Raw genomic sequence first — 21,405 nt, forward strand, 5'->3', positions numbered from 1 at the left:
CAATGATTGCAGAGTTTGGAGAATGCCGTGCAGGACGACACCACTACGCAGGAAATGCTTTCATTGGTGCTGGGGGAACCGGAGCACTGGGCAATGTTTCTAGACATCGACGGAACGCTGCTTAATCTTGCGCCTACGCCGGACGCGATTGAGGTCCCAGAGGATCTGCCCGGACACCTTCATCGCCTTTCGCACAAGCTGGGCGGTGCCTTGGCGCTGGTCACTGGGCGCTCGCTTGCCTATGCAGACGAGCTGTTCAAACCCTTTGCATTTCCAACCGCAGGCCTGCACGGCGCCGAGATTAGGAGCGCCGCCGGGATGCATACCGTCGAGGCGACACCCGAGTTCCAGGCGCTGAAACATGCATTGACCGCCGAAGCCGAACATTATCCGGGAGTTCTGATAGAGGATAAAGGTGCAGCGGTTGCCGCGCACTACCGGCTGGCGCCCGAATATGAAAAAGTGCTCGAGGAGCGCATGCATCACTACGCGGAGCTGGCCGGACCGAACTGGGCGTTGCAGCTTGGTAAAAGGGTGTTCGAGTTGCGACCGGCACGGTCGAGCAAGGGAGACGCGCTGGAGCGCTTTTTTCAGTCCGACCCGTTCAAGAACCGCGTCCCCATCACCATCGGCGATGATCTCACCGATGAGTCGATGTTTGCTATCGCCAATGCGCGCGGGGGGGTCTCCGTTCGCGTCGGGGCCATCGGCGCCCCAAGCTGCGCTACGAGCCGGCTGTCTTCGGCTGCGCTGGTTAGGAATGTCATTGCCGCACTGGCCGCCTGAGATAAATTTCAGACGGTCTCAAAAGCAGATTGCCGTCGTCTTTGCGCCGCCTGCGTAGCGTCAATCATCAAAAAAGTATCGGTATTGGGCGGGAATCGTGGTGGCGGGCAAGAAGCGAGCCCACTAAACTCGCCATAATAATATAAGCCAAAAGGGAATTTGGCAGGCGGACTTAGAACCGCCCCTGGGTGGAGGAAACGATGGAACCTGACTTGGAAGTCGTTCAGATCAGACCGGGCGAATCCTTCGCAACGAAGGCCCATGGCTATCCCTATCACACCGTTCGCTGGCATTTTCATCCGGAGTATGAACTGCATCTCGTCGTGGCGACCACAGGACGCTATTTCGTCGGCGATTTCATCGGGGAGTTCGAACCGGGCAATCTCGTGCTGGCCGGCCCCAATCTTCCTCACAACTGGATAAGCGACGTCCCGAAGGGATCGAGTATCCCGCTTCGATGCCAGCTCATCCAGTTCAGTGAGAATTTTATCAGCGACACGATGAAGGTGCTGCCCGAGCTCGGTCCCTTCGAGCCGGTCCTCGAAGCGTCCCGCCGGGGCGTGCTCTTCGGCACTGAGACCAGCCGGCAGGCGGCGCCTCTGATGAACGAGGTGCAGCAGGCCCAGGGCGTACGCCGTATCGAGCTCTTCATGATGATCGTCGGGCTGCTCAGCCGGGCTCAGGATGCCCAGCTTCTCGCAAGCCCCAGCTATCTGCCCGATCCCTCGGGCTATATGTCGGCCGGCATCAACAAGGCGCTCGCCTATATCAGGGAAAATCTGACGAAATCCTTCGACGAAACCGATCTCGCGGCGATCGCCGGACAATCGACAGGCGCCTTCTCACGCGCCTTCCGCCGCCATACCGGCATGTCGCTCGTGCAATATGTGAAACGCCTGCGCATCAATCTCGCCTGCCAGATCCTGATGAGCGACGACCATGCGTCGATCACCGACATCTGCTTCGAGGTCGGCTTCAACAATCTGTCCAACTTCAACCGCCAGTTTCTCGCGGAAAAAGGCATGACGCCGTCCCGCTTCCGGCGGTTGCTCGGCGACAATATCAACGTGGCGAAGGCGGCATAAGGTCCGCCGAAGACGGCAATAGGGGAGGACAAGGAGGAGGAACGAAACTGACGCAGGCTTGAACGTGAGCGCGCGAGGAGCGGCTCGCGAGAGGAGACGCTTGTCCTCAGAAACAGCAAACCGCTGGGACAGGCACAGCCGCTCATTCAGCCGAACGGCACAGCAGAACACTGCAATCATGGACTACACGATTTTTTCCAATGGGAGGAGATGGAAATGATGAAATTTTCGACAAAAGCGGCAGGCGCCGCGGCACTTATGCTGTCCTTGCTCGGCGGGACTTCCGCCTTTGCACAGGGCGCGGTTGCGGATGCGACCGTCGCGTTCCTCATGCCCGACCAGGGCTCGACCCGTTATGAAGAGCACGACCATCCGGGTTTCGTCGCCGAAATGAAGAAGCTTTGTGCGTCCTGCAAAGTCATCTATCAGAATGCCGATGCCGATATTGCCAAACAGCAGCAGCAGTTCAATTCGGCCATCACCCAGGGCGCCAAGGTCATCGTGCTGGATCCGGTGGATTCGGCGGCGGCAGCCTCTCTCGTTCAGCTCGCCCAGAGCCAGGGCGTCAAGGTCATCGCCTATGACCGCCCGATCCCGAAGGGCAAGGCCGATTTCTATGTTTCCTTCGACAACAAGGCGATCGGCAAGGCGATTGCGGAATCGCTCGTCAAGCATCTGAAGGCGAAGAAGGTGCCGACCGACGGCGGCGGCATTCTGCAGATCAACGGTTCGCCGACCGATGCCGCCGCCGGGCTGATCAAGGACGGCATTCATGAGGGTCTGGCGAGCGGCGGATACAAGACGCTTGCCGAATTCGACACGCCGAACTGGCAGCCGGCGAACGCCCAGCAATGGGCGGCCGGACAGATCACCCGCTTCGGCAAACAGATCGTCGGCGTCGTCGCCGCCAATGACGGCACCGGCGGCGGCGCCATCGCCGCCTTCAAAGCGGCCGGCGTCGATCCCGTGCCGCCGGTGACCGGCAATGACGCGACGATCGCGGCACTGCAGCTCATCATATCAGGGGATCAGTACAACACGATCTCCAAGCCGAGCGAAATCGTCGCCGCTGCCGCTGCCGACGTCGCCGTGAAGCTCTTGGCAGGCGAGACGATCAAGGCCGAGATGACGCTCTACGATACGCCAGCGCAGCTTTTCGTGCCGGCTGTCGTGACCGCCGAGAACCTGAAGGCCGAGATCATCGACAAGAAGATCAACACCGCCGAGGAGCTGTGCACCGGCCGTTACGCCGAGGGCTGCAAGAAGCTCGGCATTATCAAGTAACGCGCCAGGGAAGCGCGGCCGCCATCGGTCGCGCTTCCGCTTCGCATTTCGGAAAGGCCAGGCGATGTCTGACACCTCTCACACTTTTGACTCGCGCCAGCCCGTCCTCAGCCTGCGCGGAGTTTCGAAAAATTTCGGAGCGGTGTCGGCGCTGACCGACATCGAACTCGACGTGCATGCCGGCGAGGTCGTGGCGCTGGTGGGCGACAATGGCGCCGGCAAATCGACACTGGTCAAGATCCTGGCCGGCGTCCACCAGCCGACCTCGGGCACCATCCTGTTCGAGGGCCAACAGGCAGATTTATCGAGCCCCAGCGCTGCGCTCAATCTGGGCATTGCGACCGTGTTCCAGGATTTGGCGCTTTGTGAAAATCTCGACGTCGTCGCCAATATCTTTCTCGGCAAGGAGCTCAATCCCCTCCAGCTCGATGAGGTCGCGATGGAGATCCGCGCCTGGAAGCTGCTGAACGAACTTTCCGCGCGAATCCCAAGCGTGCGCGAGCCTGTCGCCTCGCTATCCGGGGGCCAGCGCCAGACCGTGGCGATCGCCCGGTCGCTGTTGCTCGAACCGAAACTGATCATGCTCGACGAACCCACGGCCGCACTCGGCGTTGCCCAGACGGCCGAGGTGCTGGATCTGATCGAACGCGTGCGTGAACGCGGCCTTGGCGTTATCATGATCAGCCATAACATGGAGGATGTGCGGGCCGTCGCCGACCGTATCGTCGTGCTTCGGCTCGGCCGCAACAACGGCACCTTCATGCCCGACGCATCCAACGAAGAGCTCGTCAGCGCGATTACCGGCGCATCCAACAATTCCGTCTCCCGCCGCGCGATGCGCCGCAAGGCGCAAAGCCAAGAGAATGAGGAGGGCAGGCCATGATGAAGACCATTCAGAACGAGCCGGCAGCACCCGCGCTTCTCGACCGGCGCGACGAAAGAGTGCGCCATGACGACAGCCTTGCCGGGTCGGTCCGTGCCTTCTGGGACCGCATCCGCTCCGGCGACCTCGGCTCGCTGCCGGTCATTGTCGGCCTGGCGATCATCTGGACCGTGTTCCAGGCGCTCAACCCGGTGTTTCTCTCCAGCGCCAATCTCGTCAACATGCTGTTCGACTGCTCGACAGTCGGCGTCATCTCGCTCGGCATCGTCTGCATCCTGATCGTCGGCGAAATCGATCTTTCCGTCGGTTCGGTCAGCGGTTTCGCCTCGGCGCTCACCGGCGTCTTCTGGGTCAGCCAGGGCTGGCCGGTGGTCCTGGCGGTGCTCGCCGCAATGATCATCGGCGTCCTGATCGGCTCGCTCTACGCGTTCCTGTTCAACCGTTTCGGGATGCCGAGCTTCGTCTCTACGCTGTCCGGGCTGCTCGCGGTTCTCGGCCTGCAGCTCTATATTCTCGGAGCAACCGGTTCGATCAATCTTCCCTATGGGTCCTGGCTGGTGAACTTCGGCCAGATCATGGTCATGCCCGACCCGGTCGCCTATCTGCTGGTGGCGGTCGCCGGCTTTGCCTTCTTCTTCGCGAGCTATCGCACGGCGGCGCGCCGACGGGCGGCCGGATTGTCCTCGAAATCCGCTGGCGGGCTGCTCCTGCGCGCCGTCATCATTACCCTCGCCCTGGAAGCAGTTGCCTTCTACCTCAACCAGTCACGCGGCATTCCCTGGATGTTCGGCCTGTTCGTCGGCCTCGTCGCAGCGATAAACTATGCGCTGACGCGCACGAAGTGGGGCCGCTCCATGCATGCCGTCGGCGGCAACAGGGAGGCTGCCCGCCGCTCGGGCATCAATGTATCGCGCATCTATGCCAGCGCCTTCGTCATGTGCGCCCTGTTGGCCGCGACCGGCGGCGTGCTTTCGGCGGCGCGATTGGCGACGGCCAGTCAGCAGGCCGGCACCGGCGACGTCAATCTCAACGCCATCGCTGCGGCGGTCATCGGCGGCACCAGCCTGTTTGGCGGGCGCGGCAGCGCCTATTCGGCCCTTCTCGGCATCATCGTCATTCAGTCGATCGCGAGCGGTCTGACGCTCCTCGATCTGTCGTCATCGCTTCGTTACATGATCACGGGGGCCGTTCTTGCCGTCGCCGTCATCGTCGACTCGCTGGCACGCCGATCGCGCATTTCGCACGGCCGGGCCTAAATCAACGGGAAAGCAGAGGAAGAAAATGGGACAGGATCTGTCTGGAAAAGTCGCGGCCGTCACGGGGGCGGCGTCGGGTATCGGCCTGGAGTGCGCCAGGACCATGCTTGCATCAGGCGCCCGCGTCGTGCTGATCGACCGCAACGAAGAGGCATTGAGGGATGTCTGCTCGAAACTCGGCGAAAAGGCCATTCCCCTGGTCGTCGATCTCTTGGATCCAAAAAGCGTGGCGCAGATGATGCCTGCTATCCTGGAGAAAGCGGGCCAGTTGGACATTTTCCATGCCAATGCCGGCTCCTATATCGGCGGTGAAGTGCTCGACGGCGATCCAGACGCCTGGGATCGCATGCTCAACCTGAACATCAACGCTGCCTTTCGCTCGGTGCACGCCGTCCTGCCGCATATGGTCGGACGTAAGACCGGCGATATTATCCTGACGAGTTCGGTCGCCGGGATGATCCCGGTGGTTTGGGAGCCGATCTATACGGCTTCCAAACATGCGGTCCAGGCCTTCGTCCATACCCTCAGGCGACAGGTCGCCAAGCACGGCTTGCGGGTCGGCGCCGTCGCACCCGGCCCTGTCGTCACCGCTCTTCTCAGCGATTGGCCGCAGGAGAAGCTCGACGAGGCACTCGCCGCCGGTGGTCTGATGGAGCCGAAAGAAGTGGCCGAAGCAGTGCTCTTCATGCTGACGCGTCCACGTAACGTCACGATCCGCGACCTCGTCATTCTGCCGCAGAGCACCGACATCTGAGGAGGATGTGCCGCCCCCCCACGACCGCAGAAAGGAATCGGCCATGATCTTCGATAGTTTTCGCTTGAACGGACAGGTGGCGCTTGTGACCGGCGGCACGCGCGGTATCGGCCTGGCGATCGCCGAAGCGCTCGGCGAGGCGGGCGCCAAGATCTTCATCAGCGGAAGAACCCGCAACGCGGCGGCGGAAGACCGGCTCGCCAAGGCCGGCGTCGATTGCGATTTCATCGCCGCCGACATGACGAAAGATAATGCCGCCGATGCGCTCGTCACTGGGGCCCTCTCTCGGGCGGGTCGACTCGATATCCTCGTCAACAATGCTGGCATCGCCATTCATGGCGACAGCGGCGAATTCTCCGATGCCATCTGGCGCGAGATCATGACCGTCAATGTCGACGCCGTCTTCCGCGCCTGCCGCGCAGCACTTGCACCGATGCGGCGCCAGGGCGGCGGCGTCATCCTCAATATCGGCTCGATCTCCGGCATCATATCCAACATTCCGCAGAACCAGGTCGCTTATAACGCCTCCAAAGCGGCGGTCCATATGATGACGAAGAGCCTGGCAAGCGAAGTCGCCGCCGAGAACATCCGCGTCAACGCCATTGCGCCCGGTTATATCGAGACCGATATGTCGCGCGGCGGCATCGCCAATCCCGACTGGTTCCCGACTTGGCGCAGCATGACGCCGATGGGACGTGTCGGGCAGCCGGAAGAGGTGGCCGGTGCGGCCCTGTTTCTCTGCTCGCCGGCGGCAAGCTATATCACCGGCGAGGTGCTGGTCATCGATGGCGGCTATACAACACGATAATGGACGGACATCGGATAGGGGAGGAGCCGCAGCTGCTTCGTCGGCGAACCACAATTGCTCATGGTCAGCCCATGCTCACGCCAAGCAATCGACCATCCACTGAACACCAAAGCGATCGGTGAACTTGCCGTAGTAACTCCCCCATGGTTGGACGGCGAGGGGTGTCGTTATCTCACCGCCTTCGGCCAGCCGGGCGAAAAGCCTGTGTGTCCTGTCATGGTCGTCCATAATCAGCATATGGGCGGAGCCGCGCATCGGCTCGGCATCGTGATTGTCCGAGGCGAAAAACATAATGCCAGGTCCTTCGAAGCGGGCATGCATCACCTTGCCCCGCATGGTTTCGCTGGCAATAGGCATTCCGTCTGCGCCGTGCCGCTTCAACTGCGTGACATGCCCGAGCCCGCATTCGGCATAAAAGGCGAGCGCCTCCTCGCAGCCGGAGGAAAAGAACAGATAGTTGGCAAGCTGCATGGCTTGGCTCCGTGGTGGTGCCGGACCGCGACTCATTGTTGTCGCCGGTCCGGTCTTGCATCAGGTCAGAGATTTCCGCGCGTGCGCCGATCGTTACGAGGCGGTAGCCGCGCCCTGGATGGCGCGGGCAAACTCGGCGTTGGTGTAGCTGCGGCCGGCGATACCCCACGCCCCCTCAGGCGCGTAGACGATGTTGGACCATATATGCTCGCGCTTCAGCCGGCCCTCCGCGGCGCGTTCGACCACATCGGCCGCTTTTTCGAAGAAAGCCTGTTTTGCTTCAGCGCTCGCCAGCGCGATCTCGGGCAGCTTGAGTTCGATGAACGCAGCGGCAACTGGCGTTCCCCCGGCAAGCACATGTTGGCGCGGCAGCACGTTGATGGTGCCGACGATATTGGCGGTCATGAAAGCATTGCCGGTCAAATCGGCAACATCAAGCAACGCGTCCGTCAATCCGGCAAAGACTTGCGCCTGTGCTTGCTGCGAAAGCAGGCCTTCCGGCACGGTGAGTGTAAAGGGCATCGCATTTCTCCCTATTTTGGATCGTGACCGTTTCTGATATATACCGATCACTCTTTATGAATACACACTGATCACTCTCTTAGCAAGCCATAAAGAGTGATCACTCTAAATGAGGTATCCATGCGTTATAGTGCCGAACACAAGCAAGAGACCCGAACGCGCGTCATCGCGGCGGCCGGACAGGTTTTCAGAAAGGAAGGCTATGGCGGCGCCGGTATTGATGCGTTGACCAAGGCGGCGGGCGTGACCAACGGCGCCTTCTACGGACACTTCAAGTCGAAGGGCGAAGCCTTTCGCACAGCCGTGCTGGTGGGCCTCGAAGAACTGCGGCAGGGAATTGCGGCGCTGAAAGCCAATCAACCGAAAGACTGGCTGACGACATTCGTCGGCTACTATCTCGGCTATAAAAGGACCTGCGAGCTGGATGAGAGCTGCGCTCTGCCGAGCCTTTCCCCCGACGTGATGCGCGCGGACGATGAAACGCGAAATGCCTATACGGAAGAGATCAAACGCCTCGTCGAGGAAGTGGCGGCCGGCCTGCAAGAGGGTGCGATACAGGGCCAATCCGGCCCACGGCGCGAGGATCGGGCGATCCTGCTGCTCGCGATGCTGAGCGGCGGCGTTACCCTCGCGCGCGCCGTCTCCGACCCAGCGCTGTCCGAACGCATCGCAGATGTCATCGCGCAGGCTGCGTTGACAGTGATGGAGCCTGGAAATTGATCCGCTCGCCTCGACAACGTCGCGCCGCTCAGATTGGCCTGCCGCAGGCGCTCTGATAGTCGGCAAGAACACGATCGACCGCTGAAACCAGGATATCCTCGGGATCGCCGGCTTCGGCCGCCGAAAGCTGCGGCAGGAACTGGTGAAGCAGCGTTTCCGGAATGGTCTTGCCACGCAGCGCGCCGAGCAGCTTCTCGAAAGCCCGGCCGGCCTCGGGCCTATTCCAATAGTAGCGGATGCGGTCGCTGTAGCTATAGTGCCGTTGCAAGCGCAGGGCGGTGGCGTCACCGTGATAATGGGCCTGCCAGTCGCCGGGCGCCGACAACATCACCGCCTCCATCGCGGCGGCGAGCGGCCTGTCGCCATAACCGGGCACCATTTCGGTGGCGATCAAATCCAGCGCATAGGCGGCCTCGCGCAACGCAAAGGTCAGGTCGGGGCCAACCTTCAGGATCGGAAAGCCGTCCTGTACCAGCCGCGTCAGCGCATCGCGCGTCTGATAATCCGTGGAATGAGCCTCGAAGACGAATTGCGGTTCCTCGTCGAGCAGTGCGGTCAATTCAGTCGCAAGCTCGGGCCTGTAGCCGATGACGTTCTCACTGCCGAATTCGACGCCCGGCTGGACAACGAAGGCGATGACGCGGGAAAAGGCGTCTTCCAATCCCGCTTGTGAAAAGATCTCGCGATGAATGGCGATCGTCGCCCGGGCAGCCTCCGGCCCGGTCGGCCGGAGTTCTTCGAGCGCATGGTCGGCGCCGCCCGGCACCGGAACCTCCGTGCCGAGGATATAAAGCGGCAGCGGCGCACCGCTCGCCTTCGCCGCCCTTTCGCTCACCTGCGCAAGTCTTGCGGCGCGCTCGGCGATGGTCCGGTCGTCGAGCGCGGCCGGCTCGCCGGCGCAGCCCATCGAGGCATCGAGATGGATCTTGCCGAACCCAGCTCGGACGTAGGCTTCGACCATGGCCTCAGCTTTCTCGAGCGCTGCTTCCGGCTTCTCCTTGCGCCATGGATTGGGACCGAGGTGATCGCCCCCGAAGATCATCTGCGAACGGTCGAGCCCTTCCTTGGTAGCGATGCGCTCGGCAAAACGGATGAAGTCTTCCGGTGTCATCCCGGTATAGCCGCCGAGATGGTTGACCTGATTGCAGGTCGCCTCGATCAGAACCGTCCCGCCGTCGCGCACCGCCCGCCGGATGGCGGCCCTGAGGACGAGGGGATGAGCGGAACAGACGGAGGTAATACCGAAAGGGGTGCCTTCGCGCCGCGCAGGTGCAAGACGGGTCAATATCCGGTCCATCGTCTATCTCCTCGGGGTCTCAGTGATGAAGGCCGTCAGTTCCGCAAGGGTGGAAACGCCTTCCATCGGCCCGAGCCGGGTCACATTGCGGGCGCCGGCCGCATTGGCGTGGAGGAGGGCTGCCGCCGGGGTCATGCCCTTACGGCGGCAGGTGAGGTAGGCCGCGCCGAAGCAATCCCCGGCGCCGGTGGGGTCGATTTCGTCGACCGCGAAGGCAGCGCAATCGACGCGCTGGAGATCGCGGCCGAAGAAGGACGCGCCCTGTTCGCCCCGTTTCAGGACGATTTCACCGATACCGCTTTCCAGCAGCCTTGCGACAGCCCCGACCTCGTCGCTCACTCCAGCGGCGGTGAAAAGCTCGTCGCCTGATGGCAGCAACAGATCGGCTGCGGCCAGCACCTTGTCGAAGCTTTCCAGAGCGTCGCCATCCGTCAGCAATTCCTTACGGAGATTGGGGTCCAGGGAAACTGACCCGCCGCGAGCACGCACCGTCTCGATAGCGTAGAGGATCACCTCGCGGGCGCCGGGAATGGAAAGCGCCGTTCCCATGACATGTACATGGCCAGCGCGCTGAACCAGAGCCTCAGCAGCCGGGGTCAGGGCAATCTGACCGGCGGCGGATCTGGCGATATTGAAGACGAAGTCGCGGGCCCCGTCCGGTCGATAGCGGACGAATGCGCTGCCGGTCGGCCAGTCCTCTCTAACGGCGACGGCAGAGACGTCGACGCCGTCCCGTCGCAGGCGTTCGATGTTCAGCAGACCGAAATCGTCCTTGCCGACGCTGGCGATGATGCCGCCGCCGCCGCCCATGCGGGCGACCTGATCGATGAAGATGGCCGGCGCGCCGCTTGGGTAAGGCCCAGTCAGGGATTGCGGCTCCAGGAAGCCCGCGCCGACCGTCGTCGCCATGATCTCCACCAGAATTTCGCCAATTGTGATCGTCGGTCCGAGCGCCTCTGGCGCAAGTGCCCTGGGACGTGACGACATCTGCAGTCTCCTTCATGCGGGCGGATCAATGCCCACGCTTCTGTCCGCGCCATCCGGTCGTATCGCGCCGTTCCATAGTTCGTCAAGAATTAATTTACGCACGGCAATATTTTTGTTGCACCGCAGAAAGCTATTTCGTGTTTCCAGTGCATTGCAAAATGACATCAGGCTTGCCAGATTTGCGTATTTAGTCATTCCGCACAACAGATCAAGCGAGCAGAACACGCTTGACAACAGAACTGGAGAAGCGGATACAAAGTTTACGCATGTAATATTATGCGTGACATCCGTGGAGGAGGAAATCATGAGCAAGATCATTTGCATCCTTTCTGCATCCGTCGCATGCCTCGCGCTGGCCGCCGGGATGGCGGACGCCGAGGAACTGACGATCGCCACCGTCAACAATGGCGACATGATCATCATGCAGAAGCTGTCGCCGGAATGGGAGAGGGAGACCGGCAACAAGGTGAACTGGGTGGTTCTGGAGGAAAACGTCCTGCGCCAGAAGGTCACCACCGACATTGCGACGAAGAGCGGCCAGTACGACATCATCACGATCGGCGGTTACGAAGCGCCGATCTGGGGCAAGCAGGGCTGGCTGGCACCCGTTGGCGACCTCGGCGACGGCTACGACTATGACGACCTTCTGGCCCCGATCAAGACAGGCCTGACCGTCGACGGCAAGCTCTATGCCGTGCCCTTCTATACGGAAAGTTCGTTCACGCTCTATCGCAAGGATCTCTTCGACGCCGCCGGCATCAAGATGCCGGATGAGCCAACCTACGACCAGATCAAGGAATATGCGGCCAAGCTGACCGACAAGTCCAAGGAACAATACGGCATCTGCTTGCGCGGCAAGCCCGGCTGGGGCGAGAACATGGCGTTCCTGGGGACGATGATCAACTCCTATGGCGGGCGCTGGTTCGACATGGATTGGAAACCGCAGATCAATTCCGAGCCCTGGAAGAAAGCCATCACCGACTACGTCGATCTGATGACCAAATACGGTCCTCCTGGCGCGATCGGTAACGGTTTCAACGAAAACCAGGCGCTGTTTTCGACCGGGCATTGCGCCATGTGGATTGATGCGACCTCGGCTGCCGGCCGCGTTTATGACCCGAAGCAGAGCAAGGTTGCTGACAAGATCGCCTTCACCCGCGCTCCCGTCGCCGTCACCGCCAACGGCTCGAGCTGGTCATGGTCCTGGAACCTGGCAATTCCAGCCACCTCGACCAAGCTTGATGCGGCTAAATCCTTCCTGAAATGGGCGACCTCCAAGGACTATGTGAAGATGGTCGGTGAGAAGGAAGGCTGGGTCGCCGTGCCGCCCGGCACACGCAAATCCACTTACGCCCTGGCCGAATATCAGAAGGCGGCCCCCTTTGCCGATACCGTACTGAAGGCAATCCTCTCGGCCGATCCGGCAAAGCCGACCAAGGATCCTGTTCCTTATACCGGCGTGCAATTCGTCGCCATTCCGGAATTCCAGGGCATCGGCACCATCGTCGGTCAACAGATCGGTGCGGCATTGTCCGGTCAGCAATCAGTCGATGCCGCTCTCGACAACGCGCAGAAGCAGGTCGAGCGCGACATGAAAAAGGCAGGCTACCCGAAGTGAGTTCGTCCTCGCGGTGGTGCTGCCGCGAGTTCCTCCCGGAGGTTTCGTCAGCGCTGCTGTCGAAACCTTCTGGCTGCCGGAGCCGATAACAGACAGGGCAGGCGCCGTAGATCTTCCGGCTCTACGTCGGCTGAATGGAGACAGACATGAGACTGAAAGACAAGATCGCCCTGATTACCGGCGGGGCACGCGGCATCGGATTGGGCTTCGCCGAAGCCTTCGTCAAGGAGGGCGCCAAGGTCGTCATCGCCGATATTGACATCGAACGGGCAACGAGATCCGCTGCTGCGATCGGCCCCGCAGCAAAGGCGATGCAGCTTGACGTTACAGACCTTGCCGCGATCGAGGCTGTCGTCAATACGATCGATGCCGAGTTCGGCGGCATCGACATTCTGATCAACAATGCCGCCATCTTCGACATGGCGCCGGTCAACGAGATCACCGAGGAAAGTTATGACCGGGTCTTCTCCATCAACCTGAAGGGACCGCTCTTCATGATGAAGGCAGTCTCGAACGTCATGATCAAGCGGGGCAGGGGTGGCAAGATCATCAACATGGCGAGCCAGGCCGGCCGCCGCGGCGAAGCGCTCGTGCTGCTCTATTGCGCATCGAAGGCCGCCATCATTTCGGCGACGCAGTCGGCCGCACTTGCGCTGGTGAAATACGGCATCAACGTCAATGCGATCGCACCGGGCGTCGTCGACGGTGAACATTGGGATGTCGTCGATGCCCATTTCGCCAAGTGGGAGGGCTTGAAGGCGGGCGAGAAGAAGGCCGCGGTTGCCAAATCCGTTCCGATCGGCCGTTTCGCCACACCTGACGACATCAAGGGTCTGGCCGTCTTCCTGGCTTCCGCCGATAGCGATTATATTCTCGCCCAGACCTACAATGTCGACGGCGGCAACTGGATGAGTTGATCGCTCTGCAGCTGCCACCAAGCCGGGGAGCCAAAGGAATGGAAGCCATCTGCTATACCGAAAAGGGCGTCGCGGTCACCAAGACGCTGCCGGTGCCGGAGCTGAGGCCCGGCCATGCGCTGGTGCGCGTGCGCGCGGCCGGCCTTTGCCATACCGATATCGACGTCCTTCATGGCCGTTACGGCGAGGGCCGTTTCCCGCTGGTTCCCTGCCATGAATATGCCGGCGTGGTCGAGGCGGTCGCTGGCGACGTCTCCGGCCTTGCCGTCGGCGCCCGGGTCGTCGTCGATCCCAATCTTCCCTGCGGAGAATGCCCGGCCTGCCGCAAGGGGTTGACCAATCTCTGCCGTGACCTGAAGGCCTATGGGGTGACGGAGAACGGCGGTTTTGCCGAATACAGCCTGGTCAGGACCGATCATCTCTATGAGATTGGCGATCTCGACTTCAACCTCGCCGCACTTGCCGAGCCGCTCGCCTGCGTCTTGAACGGCCTTAACAGCGCCGGCCTGAGGACCGGTCCTGCGGGAACGCAGACCGCGCTGGTCTTCGGCGCCGGACCGATCGGGCTGTTGCTGGCGTTGTCCCTGAAAGCCAAGGGCGTTTCATCGGTAACGGTCGCCGATATCAATGAGGGACGGCTTGCCTTTGCGGAAAAGCTGGGGCTGGAGATAACAGTTTCGTGTTCCCAGGCACTCGCGGAACGCCGCCGGGCCTTCGATTTCGTCGCCGATGCGACCGGGATCGCCCGCGTCGTGGAAGGCATGATCGATTTCACCGCCGATGGCGGCACGGTTCTCGTCTTCGGTGTCTGCGCGCCCGACCAGCGCATTTCCATCTCGCCCTTCGAGATCTTCCGGCGCCAGATCCGTTTCGCCGGGTCCCATTCGCTGAACCGCAACATTCCCGAGGCGCTTGCCATCCTCAAACGGGACGAGGGCGCTATGGCTGCGCTGGTTTCCCATCGCCTGCCACTCGGCGAGGTGTTGCCTTTCATCACCAGAAAGTCCGCCGATCCGGCAACGATGAAGGTACAGTTCTCCATCGATTAATCTTGAACTATCGCCGTCATCACGGCCGCTCGACAGGACCGCTTTTCGTTCGGCGATGAGTCATCTAGAAAGCCGTCAGAAACGCCATGTCAGGAGATCAGGTGGTGGGAAAGACGATCAAAACCATGGAGGACTTTTCGGAGTTCGTCGGCCTGTCGCGTCCCACCGTCTCCAAATATTTCAGCGACCCGATGTCCGTGCGCCAGAAGACCCGGGAGACGATCGAGCAGGCCCTGAAGAAATCGGGGTTCCGACCGAACATATTCGCCGTCAATCTCAACCGGCGGCGCAGCAATATTCTCGGCGTCATCATTCCCAATTCCACCGATCCCTTCTATATGGCGCTTACCCGCCGCATCGAGATGATCGCCAACGAAACGGGCTTCCTTGCCTTCGTCCTGTCGTCGGACGGCAAGGCCGAGATGGAAGACCGGGCGATCAAGACGCTGAAATCGATGAATGTCGCCGGCGCGATCATTGCGCCGCTCGGCGTCGAATCCCATCATGCGACGCTCGACGAACTCGGCCGCAGCGTGCCCCTCATCTATGTGGACTCGCCGCTCGACGAGACGTCCTCTTTCGTCGGCACCAACAATCGCCAGAGTTTTAGCCTGATCGTCGACTATCTCTGCCGCTCGGGCGAGCCGCCCTGCTACTTCGGCATGCCGCATGTCAACACCAACGCGCTGACACGCCAGACGGCATACCTGGAGGCGATGGAGCAGTTTCGCATGGCGCCCAGTATTGTCGAGCTTACCGACAGCAAGAGCTGGGATTTCGAGCGTTTCGGCTTCGAGGAGGCAACCCGCATCCTGGCGTCGGGCCAGGGCTTCCCGACACGCACCGTACTCTGCGCCAACGACCGCGTCGCCTTCGGCGTCATCGCTGCCGCCTACCAGCTGGGCGTCAAGGTCGGCCACGGCGCCAGCCATGACCTGCGTGTCGCCGGACATGACGACCATCCACTGTCCCGCTACGCCTGCCCGCCGATCACCACGGTTGCGCAGAACTATAACGAGATCGGCCGGCTGGCGATCGAGCTGTTGCTTGACAGGCTCGGTGAAGGCGAGGGGCCGGCCGCGCCGGCGGACCGCATTCTTATCAATGCCGAACTGATGCTGCGGGCTTCGGCCTGACGGCCTTTCAGGCGCGGGGCAGACCTGCTGGTCTCAGATGTTTCCTCAGTGCCGCAATCCTGAAAATGGCGTTCGCGGCGCCATAACCACGATAACCGCGCCGCTCGACGATCTCGAAGAACAGGCCCTCGCCATAGGTCGGGCTGTAGAGCTGGAAATATTCGCCGGAGTCATCGCGATCGTAGAGGATATTGTTGGCCTTGAGGCGATCGGCAAATTCGGCGTCGAGGCCGAAGCGGGCTTCGAGATCGTCATAATAATTCGGCGAAATCGCCAGCGACACGAAGCCGTTTGCGGCAAGGGCAGCGGCGGTGGCAAAGATGTCGTCCGTCCTGAAGGCGAGATGCTGGATGCCGGAGCCGAAGGTTTCGGCGATGAAGCGGCCGGCTAGCGTGTTGCGGTTTTCCGCGCCGTTCATGGTGATGCGCAGCGAACCTTCGCTGTTCTCGACCACCTGGCTGCGGACGATGCCGGAGGGATCGACGATATCGACCATCGGCGTCTTCTCAGCTTCGACGAGCGAGGTATAGAACAAGAGCCAGGTCAGCAGCTCCTCGTATTTCATCGTCTGCGCCATATGATCGATCGATCGCAGCCCGGCCGGCTGCAAAGCGGCATCATCCTCGATCGCATCGAATTCGATTTCCCAGATGCGACCAAGCTCGCTCTTGCGGTCGAGAAAATAAAGCACTCCTCCGCCGACGCCGCGAACCGCAGGCATCTCGATCTCGCCGGCATCGAGCGATTGAGCAAACCGTTCGGCGCCAAGCACCACGGCGCGCTGCAGGGCTGCCTCGGCATCATCGACCATCAGGCCGGCGGCATAGGCCGAGGTGCCGTGCACGGCATAGGAGGCGCTGGCAAATCCCTTCCGCTCGGTGTTGATCACGAGATTGATGGCGCCCTGGCGGAAGACCGTCACCCGCTTGGTCTTGTGTCTCGCCGCCTGCCGGAAACCGAGGCTTGCAAACAGCGCCTCGAGTTCCCGCGCCTCCTCCTCGTCGGCGGTGAACTCGATGAAAGCGATGCCCTCGACGGCAGCGCGCGGCGGCATAGCGGGCACCGGCAGCGCGCTTTCCGGCTGCTGCCGCTTCACCTGATCTCCGAGATAGATCAGCGAACGGCGGCCGTCGACGGCGATCGCGGTCGGCGAACCGCCGCGGAATTGGTCGTTGAAGATCTCCAGCGAGAGATAGCCGTCATAGCCGGTTGCCGCCGCAGCCTTCATGAAATCAAGCACCGGCAGGTCGCCTTCACCCGGCATGTTGCGGAAGTGCCTGCTCCAATAGAGCAGGTCCATGTCGATCAGCGGCGCATCGGCAAGCTGGATGATGAAGATCTTCTCCTTCGGGATCGACCGGATCGAGTTGACGTCGATCTTGCGCGACAGGGTATGAAAGCTGTCGAGGATCAGGCCGACATTCGGATGATCGGCCCGCCGGACGATCTCCCAGGCGTCGCGGTGATCATGAATGTGGCGGCCCCAGGCAAGCGCTTCGTAGCCGACGCGCAGACCGCGTTTGGCGGCGCGCTCGCCGAGTTCATGAAAATCGGCCGCCGCCCGGTCGAGACCGCCGAGTGATGCCGGCGAGACGTTGGAGCAGACCAGCACGAGGTCGGTGCCCATCTCCTGCATGAGGTCGAATTTGCGCTCGGCCCGGTCGAAGGTGCGGCCGCGCAGCGGCTCGGGCATGCCTTCGAAATCGCGGAACGGCTGAAAGAGGGTGATCTCCATACCGAGATCGCGCACCATGCGGCCGACCTCCTTCGGGCTTTCGTCGAAGATCAGCAGATCATTCTCGAAGATCTCCACCCCGTCGAAGCCGGCCTTGGCGATCGCCTCCAGCTTGTCGCGGAGGTCGCCGCTCAGCGAAACAGTCGCAATCGATGTCTTCATGGGGAGTGGTCCTTGCGAGAGCGTTAAGTCGTCATGGTCTTGAAATGGGCGAGCATGCGAGCGGCATCGGGTTCCCTGCCGGTAATCAGGCGAAAGGCGCCGACCGCCTGAAAGACCGCCATGCCGCCGCCATCAAGCGTCCGGCAGCCGCGCTGCCTCGCTCGCCGTAATAGCTCGGTCTCCAGGGGGAAGTACACGATTTCGGCGACCCAATGCCGCCTCTCCAGGAGTTCGGGCGGAAGCGGCGTGCCGGGATATTTGGCCATACCGGTCGGCGTCGCGTTGATCAGCCCGGATGCCGTCTTCATCGCGGCCTCAAGGTCGTTGCCGGCGGTGATCGACGCATCGGGAAAGAGCGCGGACATCGTTTCCGCCAGATCGACGGCGCGCTCATGCTCGCGATCGAAGACCGTCAGTCTCTTCAGGCCAAGCGTCAGGATCGCATAGGCGGTTGCGACACCCGCTCCGCCCGCTCCAAGCTGGACGGCCGAGGAAAGATCGGCTTGCGGCAGCCCGCGCCGGAAGCTCTCGGCGAAGCCCCACCAGTCGGTATTATGCCCGAAGCGCTTGTTGTCTTTCAGCACGACCGTGTTGACGGCGCCGAGTGCCCGGGCTTCCGGCGACAGCTCGTCGAGCAGGGCAATGACGAGCTGCTTGCAGGGATGGGTGATGTTGAGGCCGGCAAGACCACGCTCTTCGCCATCCGCGACCAGCCGCGAAAGATCGGCAGGCGAGGCATTCAGCGTGACGAGATCGATCAGCTCATAATCGTATTCCAGCCCCTGGGCCGCACCTTCCTCCATATGCATGGCAGGCGTCAGCGAGGCCTGGATGCCGGAGCCGATCAGCCCGGCCTTCAGCGGTTTCAGCAGTGTCTCGGCCATGCGCCAGGTTCCGTTTGCTCGTGATGGGAAAGGCCCGCAGGATCGCTGCGGGCCCTGGTCCGTTTACTTGCCGCGAACCGTGTCGAGCTCCTTGAAGAGCTGTGTGACGGTCTCCGCGCCGATCTCAGCCGTGAACTTGTCGATCAGCGGCTTGACGGCGTCGCGCAGCTTCTGCGTCTCTTCGGGGCTAAGTTCAGCGACTTCCATGCCGGTCTTCTTGATTTCCGCGATCGCGTTGGCATCCTTTTCCCTGGACACCTTGCGCTGGTAGTCGCGGGCTTCCGTCGCGGCCGACTGGAAGACCGCCTTTTCTTCATCGTTCAGGCTGTCCCAGAACTTCTTGCTGATGAGCACGATCTGCGGATTGTACTGGTGACGGGTGATCGTCATGTACTTCTGCACTTCGAAGAATTTGGCGTTGATGATGTTGGCGGCCGGGTTCTCCTGGCCGTCGACGGTGCCGGTCTCAAGCGCTGTATAGAGCTCCGTATAGGGCAGCGGCACGGCATTGGCCCCTAGGCTGTTGAAGAGTTCGATCGGGATCGGCGACTGGATCGTGCGGATCTTCAGGCCCTTGATATCCTCGAGCTTGGTGACGGGATGACGGTTGTTGGTGAGATTGCGGAAGCCGAGCTCCCAATAGCCGAGACCAACGAGGCCATTATCGGGCAGAAGCTTCATCAGGTCGGTGCCGAACGCACCGTCCATCACCTTGTCGGCCTCTTCGCCGCTGTTGAAGAGGAAGGGCAGGTCGACAGCGCCGAACTGTTTGACGTTGCTGGCGAGAATACCGGCGTTGAGCACCGTCATCTCGATCACGCCGCCCTGCAGCGCCGACACGGTCTGGACATCGCCGCCGAGCACGCCGCCCGGAAACAGCTTGACCTCGATCTTGCCGCCGCTCTTTTCTTTCATCAGCTCGGCAAACTTCTCCATGCCCATGACCTGGGGATGGCCCTTGTTGTTGGCAGCGGCGAATTTGAGGCTGTGTTCGCGGATTTCGGCCACCGCAGGGCCGCTTGCCAGGAGGGCGATCGGCAGGGCCAGCCCCAGAGCCAGTTTCGTCAATCTAGTCAGCATGTTTTCCTCCGAGGATGAGGCCGGTATCTCCCTCCGGCCATGTTGAAATTCCATCGCCGCAGGCGAAGTCAGTGCCCGAACCAGGCGACCGGCGCGGTCACCAGTGTGGGAAAAAGGACGAGCAGAAAGAGAACGATCAGTTCGGCGATCATGAAGGGAATGACGCCCTTCATCAGATCCTCCATCGAAAGCTTCGACACGCCGCAGATGACGTTGAGCACCGTGCCGACCGGCGGCGTTATCAGCCCGATCGAATTATTGATGATGAACAGCACGCCGAAATAGACCGGATCGATCCCCGCCTGCTTGATGATGGGCATCAGCACCGGCGTCATGACGAGGATCGTCGGCGTCATGTCCATGGCGGTACCGACGACGACGATCAGCACCATGATGGCAAGCAGCAGCAGTGTCTGATTGTCCATGAGCGGTTCGACGAGAGCGGCGAGTTCGCCGGGCACGTCGGCGACGGTGATCAGCCAGGCCGAAACGGCGGCGCAGGCCACCAGGAACATCACCACTGAGGTGATTTTCGCGGCAGCGACGAAGACCTCGAACAACCGCGACGGCGGCAGCTCGCGATAGACGACCATCGACACGAAGAGCGAATAGACAGCCGCGACGACACCGGCTTCGGTCGGCGTGAACACGCCGAATTTCAGGCCGACGATGATGATGACGGGCAGCATCAGCGCCCAGATGCTCTCGGCGAATGCCCTCATCCGCACCGCCCTGCTTTGCTTCGGTGGAAGGGCGAACTGCTCCTTGCGCGCCACGATCAGCCAGGTGACGCAAAGGGCCGCGCCGATCATCAGGCCCGGGAAAATGCCGGCCAGGAACAGCTTGGTGATCGAAACCCCGCCGATCACGCCATAAAGGATGAAGCCGATCGAGGGCGGGATGATCGGGCCAATGATCGAGGCGGAAGCAAGCAGACCGCCGGCGCGAGCAGGATCATGGCCCGATTTCAGCATCATCGGGAAGAGCAGGGCGCCAAGCGCGGCCGCATCGGCGACGGCCGATCCGGAAAGGCTCGACAGCACACAGGCCGCGAAGATGGCGACGAAGCCGAGGCCGCCTCTGATATGGCCGACCATGGCCATGGCGAGATTGACGATGCGGCGTGACAGGCCGCCTGTGTTCATCACCTCGCCGGCGAGAAGGAAGAAAGGCACGGCCATCAGCGGAAAGCTGTCGGCGCCGTTCAGCACGTTCTGCGCGACGATCTGCGCATCGAACATGCCGAGATACATCATCAGCGCCACGCCTGTGATGATGAGGGCAAAGGCGATCGGAACGCCGAGCGCCATCGGACCGAGAAGGGCGCCGAGGAAGATCGTGACAGTCATGACGCGCTCCTCAGTGCTTCGGCTTGAGAACGGGGAAGGCCGCCTGCGCGGAATCTTCGAGTGCCGCCTGTTCTTCGCTGTCGCGCACGAGCTCAGCGGTCGTCACGTCGATGCGGTCGGTCACGATGGCAAAAGCGTCCCAGAGAAGGATGAAAAAGGCCGGGACGCCAAAGGCGAGCCCGGCGCCGTAGAAGACGCCCATCGAAATGCCGGTCGCCGGGGCCGAGACGTGAAGATTGATCAGCGTCTGGGCCCAGCTGCCGCTGATCATCAGCCAGGTGGCGACCAGCATCATTCCATAGCCGAGGAGCACGGCGAGCTTCGCGAGCGGTTTCGGGAGGCGGATGATGAGGGAGTCGACGCCGAGATGGGCATGCTCGCGCATTGCCACCACCGCGCCGAGGAAAGTCAGCCATATGAAGAAGATGCGCGACAGCTCTTCCGACGAGGTGATGCCTTGGTTGAAGGCATAACGCAATACGACGTTCCCGAAGACGAGGACGACCATGCCCGCCAGCAACAGGGCGATCGTTGCTTTCAGCGCTAAGAAATAAAAGTCGATAATACGGGTCATTCGCTCCTCCAAGCGCGGCCTTGTTTAGGCCGTCCGCCGACCATCCGT

General features: G+C 61.6%; 21 protein-coding genes. 12 read left to right on the forward strand and 9 right to left on the reverse strand.

Features of this window, described 5'->3' with window-relative positions; genetic code table 11:
• The first annotated feature begins 6 nt into the window (after positions 1-6).
• The 7 genes from otsB (at position 7) to GGD53_RS21780 (ending at position 6,856) form a co-directional block, all read left to right on the forward strand.
• Positions 7-786, forward strand: coding sequence for a trehalose-phosphatase (otsB, locus tag GGD53_RS21750; protein WP_184458932.1), 780 nt, complete (start codon positions 7-9; stop codon positions 784-786).
• Between the two features lie 200 nt (positions 787-986).
• Complete coding sequence (locus tag GGD53_RS21755; protein WP_184458933.1) at positions 987-1,871, forward strand: AraC family transcriptional regulator; 885 nt, start codon at positions 987-989, stop codon at positions 1,869-1,871.
• A gap of 210 nt (positions 1,872-2,081) precedes the next feature.
• Positions 2,082-3,155 carry an ABC transporter substrate-binding protein gene (locus GGD53_RS21760; protein ID WP_184458934.1) on the forward strand — a complete coding sequence of 358 codons (1,074 nt, stop codon included), beginning with the start codon at positions 2,082-2,084 and terminating at the stop codon, positions 3,153-3,155.
• A gap of 64 nt (positions 3,156-3,219) precedes the next feature.
• Positions 3,220-4,038 carry an ATP-binding cassette domain-containing protein gene (locus GGD53_RS21765; RefSeq protein ID WP_184458935.1) on the forward strand — a complete coding sequence of 273 codons (819 nt, stop codon included), beginning with the start codon at positions 3,220-3,222 and terminating at the stop codon, positions 4,036-4,038.
• A complete protein-coding gene (locus GGD53_RS21770) occupies positions 4,035-5,294 on the forward strand; it encodes a sugar ABC transporter permease (RefSeq protein ID WP_184458936.1) in 1,260 nt (419 codons plus the stop codon). The genes GGD53_RS21765 and GGD53_RS21770 overlap by 4 nt, the downstream gene beginning before the upstream one ends.
• 25 nt (positions 5,295-5,319) lie before the next feature.
• Positions 5,320-6,048: an SDR family oxidoreductase gene (locus GGD53_RS21775; RefSeq protein WP_184458937.1), complete on the forward strand. Its 729-nt coding sequence runs from the start codon at positions 5,320-5,322 to the stop codon at positions 6,046-6,048.
• Positions 6,049-6,091: 43 nt separating this feature from the next.
• Positions 6,092-6,856, forward strand: coding sequence for an SDR family NAD(P)-dependent oxidoreductase (locus GGD53_RS21780; protein ID WP_184458938.1), 765 nt, complete (start codon positions 6,092-6,094; stop codon positions 6,854-6,856).
• 75 nt (positions 6,857-6,931) lie between these two features.
• On the opposite strand, the gene GGD53_RS21785 is transcribed toward GGD53_RS21780, so the two are convergent.
• A complete protein-coding gene (locus GGD53_RS21785; RefSeq protein WP_184458939.1) occupies positions 6,932-7,327 on the reverse strand; it encodes a VOC family protein in 396 nt (131 codons plus the stop codon).
• Positions 7,328-7,420: 93 nt separating this feature from the next.
• A complete protein-coding gene (locus GGD53_RS21790; RefSeq protein ID WP_184458940.1) occupies positions 7,421-7,849 on the reverse strand; it encodes a tautomerase family protein in 429 nt (142 codons plus the stop codon).
• A 120-nt stretch (positions 7,850-7,969) separates the two neighbouring features.
• On the opposite strand from GGD53_RS21790, the gene GGD53_RS21795 reads away from it, so the two are divergent.
• A complete protein-coding gene (locus tag GGD53_RS21795; RefSeq protein WP_184458941.1) occupies positions 7,970-8,569 on the forward strand; it encodes a TetR/AcrR family transcriptional regulator in 600 nt (199 codons plus the stop codon).
• Positions 8,570-8,597: 28 nt separating this feature from the next.
• Here GGD53_RS21795 and GGD53_RS21800 read toward each other — a convergent pair whose 3' ends face one another.
• Complete coding sequence (locus tag GGD53_RS21800) at positions 8,598-9,866, reverse strand: D-tagatose-bisphosphate aldolase, class II, non-catalytic subunit (RefSeq protein WP_184458942.1); 1,269 nt, start codon at positions 9,864-9,866, stop codon at positions 8,598-8,600.
• 3 nt (positions 9,867-9,869) lie between these two features.
• A complete protein-coding gene (locus GGD53_RS21805) occupies positions 9,870-10,853 on the reverse strand; it encodes a tagatose kinase (protein WP_184458943.1) in 984 nt (327 codons plus the stop codon).
• A gap of 304 nt (positions 10,854-11,157) precedes the next feature.
• Between GGD53_RS21805 and GGD53_RS21810 the strand changes: the two genes are divergently transcribed.
• The 4 genes from GGD53_RS21810 (at position 11,158) to GGD53_RS21825 (ending at position 15,573) form a co-directional block, all read left to right on the forward strand.
• Positions 11,158-12,471, forward strand: a complete 1,314-nt coding sequence (locus GGD53_RS21810; RefSeq protein ID WP_184458944.1) for an ABC transporter substrate-binding protein — start codon at positions 11,158-11,160, stop codon at positions 12,469-12,471.
• Positions 12,472-12,617: 146 nt separating this feature from the next.
• The gene (locus tag GGD53_RS21815; RefSeq protein WP_184458945.1) at positions 12,618-13,388 is read left to right on the forward strand and encodes an L-iditol 2-dehydrogenase; all 771 of its coding nucleotides are present in this window, start codon (positions 12,618-12,620) and stop codon (positions 13,386-13,388) included.
• 38 nt (positions 13,389-13,426) lie between these two features.
• A complete protein-coding gene (locus GGD53_RS21820) occupies positions 13,427-14,437 on the forward strand; it encodes a zinc-dependent alcohol dehydrogenase family protein (RefSeq protein ID WP_184458946.1) in 1,011 nt (336 codons plus the stop codon).
• 125 nt (positions 14,438-14,562) lie between these two features.
• A complete protein-coding gene (locus GGD53_RS21825; RefSeq protein WP_184459011.1) occupies positions 14,563-15,573 on the forward strand; it encodes a LacI family DNA-binding transcriptional regulator in 1,011 nt (336 codons plus the stop codon).
• Between the two features lie 7 nt (positions 15,574-15,580).
• On the opposite strand, the gene GGD53_RS21830 is transcribed toward GGD53_RS21825, so the two are convergent.
• From GGD53_RS21830 to GGD53_RS21850, 5 genes are all read right to left on the reverse strand, one after another.
• On the reverse strand, positions 15,581-17,470 hold the full coding sequence (locus GGD53_RS21830) for a bifunctional sugar phosphate isomerase/epimerase/4-hydroxyphenylpyruvate dioxygenase family protein (RefSeq protein WP_184458947.1): 1,890 nt from the start codon (positions 17,468-17,470) through the stop codon (positions 15,581-15,583).
• 23 nt (positions 17,471-17,493) lie between these two features.
• Positions 17,494-18,354 (reverse strand): shikimate dehydrogenase, encoded by an 861-nt coding sequence (locus tag GGD53_RS21835; protein ID WP_184458948.1) that lies wholly within the window; start codon positions 18,352-18,354, stop codon positions 17,494-17,496.
• Positions 18,355-18,417: 63 nt separating this feature from the next.
• On the reverse strand, positions 18,418-19,434 hold the full coding sequence (locus tag GGD53_RS21840; protein WP_184458949.1) for a TRAP transporter substrate-binding protein: 1,017 nt from the start codon (positions 19,432-19,434) through the stop codon (positions 18,418-18,420).
• A gap of 68 nt (positions 19,435-19,502) precedes the next feature.
• A complete protein-coding gene (locus GGD53_RS21845; protein ID WP_184458950.1) occupies positions 19,503-20,783 on the reverse strand; it encodes a TRAP transporter large permease subunit in 1,281 nt (426 codons plus the stop codon).
• Between the two features lie 10 nt (positions 20,784-20,793).
• Positions 20,794-21,357, reverse strand: coding sequence for a TRAP transporter small permease (locus GGD53_RS21850; RefSeq protein WP_184458951.1), 564 nt, complete (start codon positions 21,355-21,357; stop codon positions 20,794-20,796).
• Positions 21,358-21,405 lie beyond the last annotated feature (48 nt).

Source organism: Rhizobium aethiopicum (genome assembly GCF_014197535.1).
Lineage (GTDB): Bacteria > Pseudomonadota > Alphaproteobacteria > Rhizobiales > Rhizobiaceae > Rhizobium > Rhizobium aethiopicum_A.